This is a genomic window from Xenorhabdus khoisanae (genome assembly GCF_001037465.1).
Classification (GTDB): Bacteria; Pseudomonadota; Gammaproteobacteria; order Enterobacterales; family Enterobacteriaceae; genus Xenorhabdus; species Xenorhabdus khoisanae.
On record NZ_LFCV01000028.1, the window covers coordinates 59,739 to 73,149 of the forward strand.

The following is a 13,411-nucleotide window of genomic DNA, read 5'->3' on the forward strand; positions in this document are numbered from 1 at the left end:
CGCGCCATCAGGGCACAATTCCCCCGATGGGTGATTAAAAAAATGGGTTACTTGAATTGTGACCCGTTGTCCTGACTGAGCAGCGTCCCGGTAATACCGCTGTCGAAAATCACCCTCAGTTCATCATGAATACCCAGATACGGTGACCTGCGCGGGATACCCTGCGCATTCAGCCGGGTTAAACCGTATTTATCCACCAACGCGTTGATGGCTTCAAATGGCGGGACGCCATTGGCCATCAGTTCAGCCACCGTGTCGGCTTCACACAGTGCCGTATCATTCAGGTTCAGGCCAAAATGCCGCTTCAGCAGCGTGCCGGCAATCACCTGCCAGACGGTTAAACGTAAAGGTGCCATGGTGATACCTCATGTGTTAAACGCTGACAGTCCTTCCGTGCCGGAGAATATCCTGCACTTCACGGCACTGTTGATAACAGGGTGAAACCACATGCAACGACAATAACGCGGCTTCATGCCTCAGGACACGGGCTTCCGGGGCATTCTGCCAGCCCTGCTCAAGTACGGCTGACTGACACAACTGCTGCTGTTGCTTTTCCAGTGACAGGCGTTCTGATGCCAGCGTCACCGGCTGTGCCCAGACAATCTCGTCATAAAACCGGCCGCCGAGCACTTTTTCATCCTGAGCGTCATAAATCATGACGGTCAGCGGGAAAAAAACGCCTTTCGTTTGATGAGATAACGTTTCCGGTACTGGCCAGTCGCCCAGCAGATGGATAACCTTCAGGCGCTGCACCGCTTCGGTTACCGAAGCCGTTTCGCACACGGTCAGGGTTTCTTCCCGCAGAGACTGTGGCATTTGCGGGTGCTGCATCAGGCCGGTGACCTGCACGGTAAAAATGTCTTCACGTAATGCCGGACCGGTGTCATCCGGTACCGGTAAAAAAATGGGGTTCATCGGTATTTCCTTGATTGGATGTCAAATAAAGAAAACACCCGCCCGATATCAGGAAGGTGTTTTCGGCTCCCTGGTCAGGCGCTTAAGAAAAGGGTTAACAGCATCTCATGGGCTGATAACGTCAGTTATGATTATTATTATTGACACTGCGGATTAATGACGGACTCAGCACCTTATCCGGCGTGCTTAAATCCAGTACTGTACGTATCAGTTCGGTTTCTGGGTGTTGCCGCGCATATTCACGCAGTTCGCCGAACCGGTACGCATCCTCATCGGATTCATCCAGTACCGCGATACGGGCAAACACCGCTGTCGTCACCGCCAGCCCGAACGCATCGGCAGACAGCGTGACGGTTAACGCACTGTCCGGCAGATAAACAGAATACGTGGCGGCAGATGTCGGCACCATATAGGTCAGCGGTTCAGAGGCATCCCGCCTGTCCCAGCATTCATACCGGTACTCACCACATAACTGCGCGGCGGTATTGGCAATCAGAAACCCCAGAAACAACCGCTCCAGCGGTTTTTTACCGGAAAATGCCGCAGACAGCGCGGGACTGTCCAGCATGATAAGTTCACTTTTTTGCATCATGTTCTCCTGTCAATAAAAAAAGACGGAGAACACCCTGCCCGACGGGAAGCATGTTCCCCGTCCGGGTAGCTGGCGTAATGCCAGGGTGGATTAAATTATCGTCATGACCCCGCTAAACCTAAAGCCTCCCGAATACACTGGGCCTGGGGATGTTGCAGCGCGTATTCCCGCAAATCACACAACCGTTCAGCGATTTCATCCTGCTTTATCAGTGCCGTCAGATAGCCCAGTACGCTCAGGGTGACCATCAGCCCGAACGTATCCGCTGACACCTCGCCGTTAAAGTCAGTGGTCTCGGTTTTGACCACATACGTGTCAGCGCGTGTCGGCACGGCATAGGCAATATTGTCCGACACTTTCCGGCACTGCCATGTATCACACCGGTAATCCTCACAAAGCGTGACCGCCGCTTTAATGACCGTGTGTTCCAGCAGCATCAATTCCAGTGGACTGGTTTGCGGAAAAACATCCTCAAAAGGGGACAATTCAGACACCGGTACAGAATGCACCGTTGTCCTGGTTTCGTTTTGTGGCATTGTGGACTCCCTGAAAACAACGGAGAACACATTACCCGACGGGAAACGTATTCCCCGTTGGGTGGCTGGCGTATTGGCCAGAGTGGATTAAATAACCTTCATCATCAACAACGATGATATCTGCTTCCAAAGGTGGGCAGATGTACCACACAGTGTGTACTCCCTTGCAGGCTACGGGAGTGTTGGTGTCGCTGCCCGAAGGTGATCCTTACAAGCGACCGGATCATCGATAAGTCTTACCACGCTAATGAACGGAAATCATAAGGTCAATGCGTAATTCATTTTCCGAGACAAAAAATAATATCAGAAGCGCGATGGCATTATTTGAATTGATTAGAATGCAATCTACCCGTTCCAATTTTATGGTGTAACAAAATCAGGCAACTTGCTCTAACTCACTTCTGGACAGAAGTGATTTGGGGCAATCTGCCAGACTTAATCACATTGTAGCAATGAAACTGACAGATTGTGTCCAGACTTATACATGACATAAAAGAGAAATCGTACGGTTCAAGGCCATTGGCTTGCCCTCGGCAGAACCCTTTTATCTGTTGGCTATCTAAAAAATCAGCATAACTTTTGTTGATTTCACGTTATTTATGCAACAGAGGATCCCCTATGACTAATTCTGCTGCTTCTGCTGTTTGGGCCGGTACCTCTAATGGTTCTACCGGATCCCCACCGGGGTTAGATTCTGCGACATGTTCCTGAATCGCATCTTCATTATTACCTTCCATCGCGACTTGCTGAGGCGTTTTTTTCATGACTGCACGTATCCGACCAGGCTGAGACGAGATAATCGCGGCATGTTCTTTTGCAGAGAGTCCCTCGAATCGTTGTAAGAAATCCTGTGGATTACGCAGCCATTCTTCTTTCATTTCGGGATATAGTGAAAGCTGTGCTAGCGCGTCGAACATACTGGATGTTGTTCGCGTGCGTTTATAATTCTCCGGAATGGTATGTCCGTCCAGTCCTGAAACAGCAGCAAGCTCGCGTTCGCTGTAAGGTTTGCCCGGGGTGTAGGGACCGGCATACCCCACATTACCGAGAACTTTCAAACCCAAAAGTTTACCGACGGCAGGATCAGACTCACGGATAGTTTTTGGTGGCAAATAGAACGTTGAGATCCCCGTTACCTGTTTTACAACCTCGGGTTTAAGAAAATCGGCGATTTTATATTTTTCAACCAGAGGCTTCGCTATTGCTATGCTTGGTGCGACATACAGATAAACGTCGTGTTGCGGCCCATATTCTTTTATCAGACGGTCAATCAGCACCTGAAAGTGTTGATTTTTAAAACCACTAAAATTGAAACCTAGATTGCCAACGGCACCAACCTGAAAAATCACAACATGCGAATCGGTAAGCAAGATGCGTTTACGTAGCAGCAAGTCGGTTGCTTCAAGGGTCTGACAACCATGAAGTGAGGGATCGATGCCAATATCGGCAAAGAGATTATCTTCGGCGGAAATCCCAGCGAGCATTTCTGCACGGAATCCTTCCTCTTTAGCTATCGCAATGGCCCGGTGCGAAGGGTTAACAAAAACACCAGGATGACCATAAAAAACCCCTACCACATATTTCCCCTGGCGCAAGGCACGCAACATGACCTCTGCCATCTGGACATACGTCTGGAGGCGCGGTTTGCCATCATCGTAAAGGATATACATATCATGGGCTTTTTTGGCGTTCTTCTCGATAAAAGCTTCAGTCAAGGGATCCGCTACAGCATAAAACACTTCATCAGCTGCTTTAATATGGCCCACGGCCTCCATCGTCAGTTGCGCCAAACTTTTGATCCCTGAACCAACAATCACAAGATGACCGGGGCGAACCCCGAACGCATGCGCAATGCGGCTTGGTCTGGTGCTGGTAGCCCCTGCGCGCTCGGTCGCCAGAGTGCTAAGTCTGGCTCCACGGAGCGGCTGAGGACGGAAGGGCTGAAACTGTTTTGTGGTGTTGCTCGCGGCTGAGTCCACCTCAGGTGCATCAATTTCCAAGGCTACGACTACCACTTGCCACTGAGGATCGTCGCTCAGCTCCTGCTCCTCTAGGTAGAACTGTTTTTTGGTGTTGCTCGCGGCTGAGCACGCCACTGAGTCAACAATTTCCACTTCTGCGGCTACCGCCAGTTCGGAAGGATTTTCGTCTTCAACTGGGAAATCTGTGTTAAACACATCGTTGCTCAGTTCCCGCAGGTGATTACCAATGATATCAGCAGCGGGGTTTTCATGTTGATTTACACTGACATTCTCCATACCGTTGAGCCAGACACGGCCTAATACTCCAGTGTGATGGAGATTTACACACAGGCGATACAGTTGACCATCGAAATACATTCCATCATTAAATACAAAAAGGGAGGTATCGCGGGTTCGTGCCGGTTCATATTGCAATTTCCCCTTAACGATGTTACGAACTTCATCAGGATTATTAAGGAGCCAGTCAATTAAGTCTTGTTTCGTTGGTAATGACATATATGTATCCTCACTAATGATCCTACTGTTCAAGTCCGATAACCAGCTTCAATAGCAACTGCGCCATTCTTTCCACATCGGCCTTCTCATTGCGTTTGATCGTGACCATATACATACTCCCTTTCCCACCGATCACCGACGACTTTAAACAGGTATTTTGCAGCGCGAAGGTTTACAACTTCACAAACTCACTCAGTTACTACATTACTAATAACGATGTTGTTTCGCAGAACTTCGCTGGCGTTCGCCAGTTTACTTCGAGACTTGTTTACCGCTGGACTGGCGACTTCATACACCGACCGTAACTCATCAGCTGCAGACAAAAAAAGGGTATTAAACAACAATTGAGACCCACGACCGGGCTACTGATATACATGTCGATGATTACTTCATGAAACTGTATGAAATTAAATAATGCCACTACATTTACACTACTTTTAGAATAACCATGAATAAACACGGTTCTGTCGCATTAAGAACAGATTGGCTACCCTGAATCACCTAACTCTGTCATTCTTAGGGTGTGAATAGCTATATCTCGCTCATAGTTGCCCTAATTCTGCCACTTCGGAGGCCCCTGTGGTGCCAGAAAATGACTATGTGTTAATCAACCGGAAGCAGATCAAGCACGTTGTTATTTTCGATATCTTTTATGAATTAATTTTCCATCCCCCAGCCTGTAACGTCCGGAATGGATAGCTAACCAGAACTGTAAAGTTAACATATAGGGATGAATCAAAACTCTGCAAAGTGACTTACGGAACAGAGCCTGTATTGAAATTCGTTCCGACCTAGAGTGAAATAATGAAAAATAACGATACTCACCAAGCCTCCATCTCCAATATCCTGAAATTTCAATTTTGGCATACTCTATAGCGTTACAGTTCCATAAAACTCCCCAACGACGCTCCCATTTATCGTTTAGCAGCCAATTATGCGAAAGGTAGGATGTCAGCGAATCGAAAGGTGGGCATTGGTGGTTACCATGTAGAGTTACTACGCACTGAACAAAACGTATCTCTTTTATAGTGAAAAATAGGCCAGGTTTCGATGATTTCATCATATCCTGCTTAGGAGTTTGATCTAACGTAACAATAATGGCATTTTCATCTAAGTTTATTAGCTCAATTTTCTGCTGATAACGAATACCATTACCTGCTGCTTCAAAAAATAGCGTTGCGCTCTTAAGTGTTCCTTTTTTTGAGCGAAAAGCCACTTTTGATTTAATCGACTCATGGTCGGCTGGATTAGCCAGTCTTAATGAATATTCAAGATGCTCGCCGAGTTTTTCCCAGTATGAGCCTAGGCGTAGTCGTTTTGCTTCGTATTCATGGGATTGTTTGTAAGTTTTGAGCAACCAAAAACTAGTAATTTGATTCCAAGCCCACTTTAATATCCTGCCAATCAAATTCCAAGGTGTTGGTATATTCATAGGCACTCTCCATTTTTTAGGAGCCTATCATTATATATCCATACATGAAAAAAATCTTTGCAGATTCTTACAGTTAAAAACTTATGTCCGGCTCCCCGTTGATTAACACACTGCAATGTTAGTAATGAGTTAATTGTGATCCGACAATCATTGCCGCTTGCTGACTCAATATGTTCACTCCTCGCTCATAGCCGACCGTCAAATTTAATCGTGCTCAACCGTAGGATAGCGTCAGGTCAAGTCGCAGCTAATAAAAATCATGACTATTTTGATTCTCTTTTACATGTCATATTGACGTAAATTTAAAGCCTTCTATTTGGAGTGGTCTGGAAATAGGTTACCGATATAATTCAGCCAGTGACACCAACACACAATGGGGCAGAAACGGGTTAGGGCTAACATGTGAATAATAGGCTAAGTGTCAAGGTTGGTTTGCTCGTATTCCAATGACCAAAGCAGCAGACCATGTATGATCCAATACAGCTTATTCACCCTCAATATTCCGGTAATACACCTGCCTGATATAGCATCCTCGCTCATCGCCATGTCCTAAATCCATCGATACCAGTGCCTGTGCTTCCTGCTCGCTGAAACCCTGGGCTTTGTAATGTTCACCAGATTGCTGGGCAAAATGATAGCGCATACTGTGTGGGGCTTTCTTGCCGTTCAGACCTGCCCTTCTGACAATATACCGGTAACGATCTATGGCCTGAATAACCGTCGGTTTATCAATCAGTTTGCCGCTACGCCCCGCCTGCTCGCATTCGGCGTAGGCAATAGCGTGTTGTAAGGCTTCCCGATCCAGTATCAGCGTCTGTCTGGGCCGCCCGCCTTTGGTGCCGAAGACCACCCGCACAGAGGTATGCCCGTTTTCCAGCGCTTTTTTCCAGGTGGCTAAGGATTTATAGGCTTCCACCGCTTCTTTGGTACGTAACCCCAATACATACGCCAGTTGCATGACCGCCGCCACGCTCCGGTCTTTTTGCTCAACCTGCTGGAAAACCGCCTGAAATTCCGCAGGCATTAATGCTGTTTTAGTGCCTGTGCGACTCGTCTCGACAATACCCAGTGCCCGGTTACTCAGACGGGAGTTATCTGGTGCGGCCAGTTTATGCTTGCCCGCCTGCCTTAAAATCGTCCGCAGTGCTGACATCTCATTTTGCAGGGTTCGGTGGCTGATCTTGTTGGCCTTACGCTCGGCAATATAGCGCTCAATGTATTTTGCTTTGAGGCTGTCCATCTGCCGGAGCTTAATGCCTTTATCCTTGAGAAAGTTAAGAAACTGCCGGGCAATCCGTTCTCGATCCGCTACCGTCGCAAAACTTCCGCGTCCTTTTCGGGCATGGGTGATAAATTCTTTTCTGAACAACTCAATTTTTGAACGTGCCGATTTCTGCGCCATCTACGCTCCTCTTGTCACTTTCTCTCTGTTTTATTCGTTTTTTAAACAAATCCCTGCGTGTCGGTTCAGGTTCATCGTTCCGTGGTGCGTCAGATAATGTGTAGCAGGGGAAAATTGCGTTGAGTTTTTGCAGGAGTTCGCTACGTGCTGAGCACGGCGGTGGAGTACTCCCCGTTCAGTGCCTGATTTTAGTCAGGATGAACGCCTCATTAATCATGACGTGGTGTGATTTCTCCTTTTTACTGCATCAGCCTGTTGCAAGGCATGGGGTTAAAAAACAAACGAATAAAATGGTTCAGGATCAGAAAATGCTTGAAATAACGGGTGACTTTGAGTAATTCGTGGATCAAATGGGTCGTAAAGGCAGACCGAATGCGCTCTGGACGTTGGCGCCCGGCGACGTCACTTGGTAATCGCTGCGCTTTAACGCAAGTAACGCCGCGCCGTTTTCGGGACGTTTATCGTGATAAATGCAAAACGTGGGTGAATGTTGTACTGGTTAAAACGGTATCAATTAACGTGAGGCAGGAAATGTTCTGCTCTGTTATGTAGGTAGCCGGTGGTGAATAACACCGGGAAACTTTCATCGTCAGATCGTGGGTTATGGGTCTGATGATATCTGCTTCCAAAAGTGCGCAGATGTACCGCATGGTATGCACTCCCTTTCAGGCTACGGGAGTTTTTACTTCGCCGCTCAACGCTGATCCTTACAGGCAATGGACCATTGATAACAGTTCAATACCTTATCGGTTGGGTTGAACGAGGTCAAATTTTTGTTCGATGAGAAGGTGAGAAAGGACGTACTATTATTTTCTTGATGAAAATAATTTTTCCTTTGCTCATACCCTTAATAGGCTGGTGAGATACCCAGAACCATTTCTCCACTACAAATCCAATAGACAGTTAGAGATTCCCTTAAAGAAGTACTTTACTCAATCACAAGAAAAATAATTCTAATAATCGTGACAATAATCTCAAAATTAAACTGGTGTGATAGTCATATTGCGTTCTTTACATTATGAATAGATTATCTTTATGGGTGTTACTCACACTTGAAATTAGACACTCAAAAGGTAACCGCTCCGTACCACCTATTTATCTAAATCCACATTTAGATATTCAAATCACCACAGATACCAATTTAACATTTGCTAAGTTGGTATTTCCCAACGTTCGGTACTGAAAAGTTACTCTCTGCTATTGTATAACTGCTCATTACACTTATATACTTCCCTGACAAAATTATCCTACCAGAAATGAAGTTTCCCCAGTGTACATAAGATAGCTCACTTACTTCATCGGTGAAAAATAAAAAACAAGTAGATTATTCTAAAGTTAAAGCATGTTTATGATCTGCTCTTCTCATCTCTTCAATAACACAAATTTAATGCGATAAAATATAAAACCCAGAGAAATGGTAACCCGATATAAATGCCTTTATTGAAATAATAACCCGGTGTGGCTTCAGTGCCTAATCATACTTTGATTAATATTCTCACTTAAAATGTCAATATTGTTCTTTAACTCTTCGGTTGACTATAGGAGTTTAAAGGATTGTGTTTTTGGTTAAATTTAACCCGATACAAACACCATTAACGTTGTTTTTTTTAAAATAGTCACCTTTAAAAAGCAGTTAAAATAGTGTGTTCGCGCCCTGGTGTGGCTTCGCTAATAATTTTATAGTGTAATTATTTTATTTATATAATAATTAATATATTTAGTCAGTTAGATACTACTGCGAGTAATTAAGCACGCCTCATTCAATAAGGTCAACATAAAAATAATCAAAAAGAGCATGAAATTGTACATTCTTTGCATACTGTCATGTTTTTTATGTAAAAAAAATTTACCACTCACTGTTCTTATAAAGCGGCGTATCGAAAAATATTATGGAAAGTAACAAGTTAATCATGTAATGTCTGAAGAAAAAATCTAACAACATTATTATTTTCCGACATGAAAACATCAGGAATAAAAAGAAAATCTAATATTATTAGTAACATTGAGTACATGATGAGAAAAAATGGTGAGAATAAGTCCTCACTGGCTATGCGCTCAGGTGTTACAAGAACAACACTCTATAAAATTCTTGATGGGCAAATAAATAAAGTTCAACATTCAACTATCACAAGGATTGCCGATTTTTTCGGTGTCAAGTGCGATGTCATAGAACATTGCAACATCGAAGAACTGGACCGCATAGACAATACCCTCTCCTCTGAAGGCAACAAGAATCCTTCTGCTATTCCGCTTATTCCCCAGTCAGACGTGTTAGCCAGTATGGAAAACCGTATTGGTCAGCTGATCATGAGATATCCGGTAATCTGGGCCTTCGAAGAAGGCGCAAACCTGATTGGACTGACGGTAGAAACTGAAATTGATAAAATTTTTTTCCCCGGTGATACATTAATCATTAAGCGCTATGCCGCACCTGTAAAAAATCAGCCATCGCTAATATATGCACCCGAAAAAGGATTTTATCTCCATGATATGTCGGGTTGCGCAAAAAAAGTGCCCGCCATAAATGAGCAATTGATTGGAATCATCATTGAAGAACGCATTTCGTAAGCAAAGGAGCATTAGCTGTGTCAGGTAATCAAAAATATAAACTACTGGGTTTCAGTCGCTCTTCCGACGCGATCAGGGCGAATATCATGATCCTGTCTACGGGGAAAAGCATCAGCATACCGTTAAAGGAATTGGAAAGTAGTCAGGTCTCAGAGGATCTCAACAGAAATGAACTCAGGGAGGTCTATCGTCGGATTTATGGCAGTGAGGATACGGTAACCGCCTATGACCTCACTGATCGGCACGAACGTTCCTGGTTCGCCTATCTGGTGATTGCGCTTTCGCTGGCCATTATCTGTATTTTTTGCACAGTGACAGGGATAAAACCAATAAGCATTCCCTATATGAATATGGTGATACCCGCGGCAGTCTTTTTTTACCCACTCACATTCATCCTTGTTGACATACTCAATGAGTTTTACGGCCTTCGCCTGGCCAGAAAGGCGATTCTTTTTTCGTTTATTACCAATATTCTGTTTGTTCTCGGCCTGATGTTCACAGCAGTGCTGCCGGGCCTTAAAGCGTGGGGATTAGCAGAAGCCTATACTGAGATTGTCCATAGCATTACGGCTGTCCTTGTCGCGTCTTCAGTGGCTTATATTGTCTCTGAGAATGTCAATTCATGGCTGTTATGTAAAATCAAGGAACTGACCAACTCCCGTTATCTTTTTATTCGCATCATAACCAGCACAACGATAGCGGCCGCACTGGACAGTGTTATTTTTTGTACACTGGCATTTTATAACACGCTTGATGCCGACACGATTAAAACAATTATTTTTTCCCAGTTTATTATCAAAATGACCTATGCCATTGCCGGTGTTGGACCTATCTATGCTACCCGGGCACTATTCAGAAAATATATAACCTCCTAGAAGAGAAGTCATCATGGATATTAAAAAATCAATAACACATCTCGGAACAAAAACCGATTACATACAACATTATTCTCCAGAATTACTTGAAACACTTCCACGCTCACTTGCGCGCGATATTATCAATATCAGTTCTGATTCATTGCCATTTCAGGGTTTTGATCTTTGGACTGCGTGGGAACTTTCCTGGCTGAATAATAAAGGGAAACCGGTCGTCGCAATCGGTGAATTTACCATTCCTGCAACCAGTCCGGGATTAATTGAATCTAAATCATTCAAGCTGTATCTCAACAGTTTTAACCAGACTAAATTTGAAACGGCTGATGATGTGATCCGGGCCATGAAAAAAGATCTGTCTCAGACAGCCGGCCAGCCTGTGGAAGTGAAGCTCTACCCTCACCTTGAAGGATACGGCTATGAAATCAACCCACTCTCAGGTCAGTCACTGGATGACCTGGATATCGAAATAGACGGGTATGACTTCGATGCTACGGTACTGGCAGATGCCGCTTCGACGGAAACGGATACTGTCTCTGAAACAGTGCATTCAAATCTCTTAAAATCAAATTGTCTGGTCACAAACCAACCTGACTGGGGCAGCGTTGTTATTCGCTATGAGGGCGCAAAAATTAATCATGAAAAACTGCTGCGCTATCTCATCTCATTCAGAACACATAACGAGTTTCATGAACAATGTGTAGAGCGAATTTATAATGATATTATGCATTATTGCCGACCAGAGAAATTAACCGTATTTGCCCGTTATACAAGACGTGGCGGGCTGGATATTAACCCTTTCAGAAGTAATTATGAAAGTGCCCCTCTGACGGGACGGCTTATCCGTCAGTAAAGAGAATATCAAACTGGGTGAGTTGCGACCCACTCACCCAGTTCATAAAACGATATTTTCACCTAAAAGATGAAGGCTAGTTGTGTACTGAAGTGGTGATATGTGGGAATCGGGCACTTGTGCACGCCTACTCGCCTACTGAGTGGGATAAGAGAATGCTATCAAAGCGTTTTATTATCGAAATGATTAACGGGAAATTAAAGACGATTTCTCACATAGAACATTCACGCCACCGGAGCATAAAAGGATTTTTGTTGACGGTTTCAGGCGGTCTGATAGCGTACTGATATGAGGCGGTTATCTGATAGTACGATCCATCCCATTCCTCACTTTTCCTGACTGAATTTTTCAATCCCAAATCACCACACTGTGACATTGCCTGATGATTTTGCTCTCTCAACACACAGGGCACTGCTATTTAGTTTTCCCCATAGCCAGGGTGTTTCTTACTCTGTTCTACCTGATAATTAGCCTGGGCTGGACTACTCTCACGTATAGCATCAGGTGTCCTCCGAGAATTCAATTCCGAAGTGCGGCGCTATTTTCTTATTCTTTAATTTCTAAAGGCATTTTATATTTAATTCCGGTTAATTCTGACAAATCCACATCGTTTCCTGTCGTGTGAAAGATTGCTTTCCGCCTTTGACTAAATAGATGCTGGCAATGCACACACATATCATTCATATTGTTCGGGTTTTTAATGGCTTTTAATGTCCTGACAGCATATTTACCACACCGGCATCTGACGACATAAATCGAATTATTTTTTCCGCCATTCCGTTGAGACAAAGGGCGGACACCTAACACGGTAAAAAAGCCATATTCATAGCCTTGAACCTGTCTCAGTATGTTGATTAAATTAGGTTCCCTTTTACTTAAGCGTAAATCATATGTCGTTTTATAAGGAATAAAGTAGTCAGTGTGTTTTTTATTCTTCCTGCCCTTACCCTTTTCATTGGTATCACTCATCACTTCTTTTAATCCATTTCGCAGCACATTAAAGGTGTTCTAATTTAACTATTTTCATTATTGATTCAATAACGAAAAAACTAACCTTAACAGTTAAGTTAAATCAGCCAAATCGATTTTTCTCATTGTGATACATTAAAAATGATGAAAACACATATTCCATACAATACGCAGAATGTATGGACATGACCTGAAATTTTATCGGATTATTGAAATAAGACATCTGACCAAATGAAATTTTTGACTAACTGTTTTGACGCACTATTTATTTCCATTACAATAGTAGCGAAGCCTCAACGGTTGCAACCCTTGAGGCCTCTATATTGATTATATATCGCCTATTACCCTAAAAAGGATCCGATATAAACATGAAAGTATAACACTTTATATATAAGGCATATTGGCAAGGATGTCATTAAATAATTTACTTTTTTGTGATATATATCATGAACGCTGCATTGCTAAGATGAATATAAGACCTAAACTTAGAAGAGCATGGATTAAAACATTAACACGACAATATTACTTATTTTAATAATCGAAAAAATAATCAATAGATTAAATAAAGGAAAATATCAAATTCAAATTAGGGGACAGAATCCTATGCCTTAATTCTTAAGTACTTAATTTGACTACTTTCCTTTGGACAACACTTTCTGCATCACCATTTGCCCGAACATGCCAGCAGATTGCCTGACCTGCCCCACGCCCTGACTCATCATGCCGGCCACATCACCCATGCGTACCCCTGCCCACGCTAACGCACCCAGCCAGACCATCGGCAACACAATAAAC

At 43.9% G+C, this 13,411-nt stretch carries 11 protein-coding genes and 1 pseudogene; 4 read left to right on the forward strand and 8 right to left on the reverse strand.

Annotated elements, in window-relative coordinates; genetic code table 11:
• Positions 1-47: 47 nt before the first annotated feature.
• The 7 genes from AB204_RS05175 to AB204_RS05205 all read right to left on the reverse strand — a co-directional run bounded on the left by AB204_RS05175 (position 48) and on the right by AB204_RS05205 (position 7,354).
• Positions 48-356 carry a TA system toxin CbtA family protein gene (locus AB204_RS05175; protein ID WP_047962315.1) on the reverse strand — a complete coding sequence of 103 codons (309 nt, stop codon included), beginning with the start codon at positions 354-356 and terminating at the stop codon, positions 48-50.
• A 16-nt stretch (positions 357-372) separates the two neighbouring features.
• Positions 373-915 carry a hypothetical protein gene (locus AB204_RS05180; protein ID WP_047962316.1) on the reverse strand — a complete coding sequence of 181 codons (543 nt, stop codon included), beginning with the start codon at positions 913-915 and terminating at the stop codon, positions 373-375.
• A gap of 121 nt (positions 916-1,036) precedes the next feature.
• Positions 1,037-1,507, reverse strand: a complete 471-nt coding sequence (locus AB204_RS05185; RefSeq protein ID WP_235428029.1) for an antirestriction protein — start codon at positions 1,505-1,507, stop codon at positions 1,037-1,039.
• Positions 1,508-1,608: 101 nt separating this feature from the next.
• A complete protein-coding gene (locus AB204_RS05190) occupies positions 1,609-2,043 on the reverse strand; it encodes an antirestriction protein (RefSeq protein ID WP_047962318.1) in 435 nt (144 codons plus the stop codon).
• A 593-nt stretch (positions 2,044-2,636) separates the two neighbouring features.
• Positions 2,637-4,520, reverse strand: coding sequence for an SAM-dependent methyltransferase (locus tag AB204_RS20765; protein ID WP_053067835.1), 1,884 nt, complete (start codon positions 4,518-4,520; stop codon positions 2,637-2,639).
• Between the two features lie 634 nt (positions 4,521-5,154).
• Positions 5,155-5,952 (reverse strand): hypothetical protein, encoded by a 798-nt coding sequence (locus AB204_RS05200; RefSeq protein WP_047962319.1) that lies wholly within the window; start codon positions 5,950-5,952, stop codon positions 5,155-5,157.
• 484 nt (positions 5,953-6,436) lie between these two features.
• Positions 6,437-7,354, reverse strand: coding sequence for an integrase domain-containing protein (locus tag AB204_RS05205; protein WP_047962320.1), 918 nt, complete (start codon positions 7,352-7,354; stop codon positions 6,437-6,439).
• A gap of 2,010 nt (positions 7,355-9,364) precedes the next feature.
• Between AB204_RS05205 and AB204_RS05215 the strand changes: the two genes are divergently transcribed.
• The 4 genes and pseudogenes from AB204_RS05215 to AB204_RS21195 all read left to right on the forward strand — a co-directional run.
• A complete protein-coding gene (locus AB204_RS05215; RefSeq protein WP_235428030.1) occupies positions 9,365-9,922 on the forward strand; it encodes a helix-turn-helix domain-containing protein in 558 nt (185 codons plus the stop codon).
• Between the two features lie 17 nt (positions 9,923-9,939).
• Positions 9,940-10,797 carry a queuosine precursor transporter gene (locus AB204_RS05220; RefSeq protein WP_047962323.1) on the forward strand — a complete coding sequence of 286 codons (858 nt, stop codon included), beginning with the start codon at positions 9,940-9,942 and terminating at the stop codon, positions 10,795-10,797.
• Between the two features lie 13 nt (positions 10,798-10,810).
• The gene (gene queF, locus AB204_RS05225) at positions 10,811-11,647 is read left to right on the forward strand and encodes an NADPH-dependent 7-cyano-7-deazaguanine reductase QueF (RefSeq protein ID WP_047962324.1); all 837 of its coding nucleotides are present in this window, start codon (positions 10,811-10,813) and stop codon (positions 11,645-11,647) included.
• Between the two features lie 125 nt (positions 11,648-11,772).
• Positions 11,773-11,931 (forward strand): annotated as a pseudogene (locus AB204_RS21195) (transposase); the annotation flags it as partial.
• 262 nt (positions 11,932-12,193) lie between these two features.
• On the opposite strand, the gene AB204_RS05230 reads toward AB204_RS21195, so the two are convergent.
• Complete coding sequence (locus AB204_RS05230; RefSeq protein ID WP_047962325.1) at positions 12,194-12,616, reverse strand: hypothetical protein; 423 nt, start codon at positions 12,614-12,616, stop codon at positions 12,194-12,196.
• Positions 12,617-13,411: the final 795 nt, after the last annotated feature.

Excerpts from the sequence above, each read along its gene's own strand:
- AB204_RS05175 (WP_047962315.1), bottom strand. The coding sequence starts at position 356 with ATGGCACCTTTACGTTTAACCGTCTGGCAGGTGATTGCCGGCACGCTG.
- AB204_RS05180 (WP_047962316.1), bottom strand. The coding sequence starts at position 915 with ATGAACCCCATTTTTTTACCGGTACCGGATGACACCGGTCCGGCATTA.
- AB204_RS05185 (WP_235428029.1), bottom strand. The coding sequence starts at position 1,507 with ATGATGCAAAAAAGTGAACTTATCATGCTGGACAGTCCCGCGCTGTCT.
- AB204_RS05190 (WP_047962318.1), bottom strand. The coding sequence starts at position 2,043 with ATGCCACAAAACGAAACCAGGACAACGGTGCATTCTGTACCGGTGTCT.
- AB204_RS20765 (WP_053067835.1), bottom strand. The coding sequence starts at position 4,520 with ATGTCATTACCAACGAAACAAGACTTAATTGACTGGCTCCTTAATAAT.
- AB204_RS05200 (WP_047962319.1), bottom strand. The coding sequence starts at position 5,952 with ATGAATATACCAACACCTTGGAATTTGATTGGCAGGATATTAAAGTGG.
- AB204_RS05205 (WP_047962320.1), bottom strand. The coding sequence starts at position 7,354 with ATGGCGCAGAAATCGGCACGTTCAAAAATTGAGTTGTTCAGAAAAGAA.
- AB204_RS05215 (WP_235428030.1), top strand. The coding sequence starts at position 9,365 with ATGATGAGAAAAAATGGTGAGAATAAGTCCTCACTGGCTATGCGCTCA.
- queF (WP_047962324.1), top strand. The coding sequence starts at position 10,811 with ATGGATATTAAAAAATCAATAACACATCTCGGAACAAAAACCGATTAC.
- AB204_RS05230 (WP_047962325.1), bottom strand. The coding sequence starts at position 12,616 with ATGAGTGATACCAATGAAAAGGGTAAGGGCAGGAAGAATAAAAAACAC.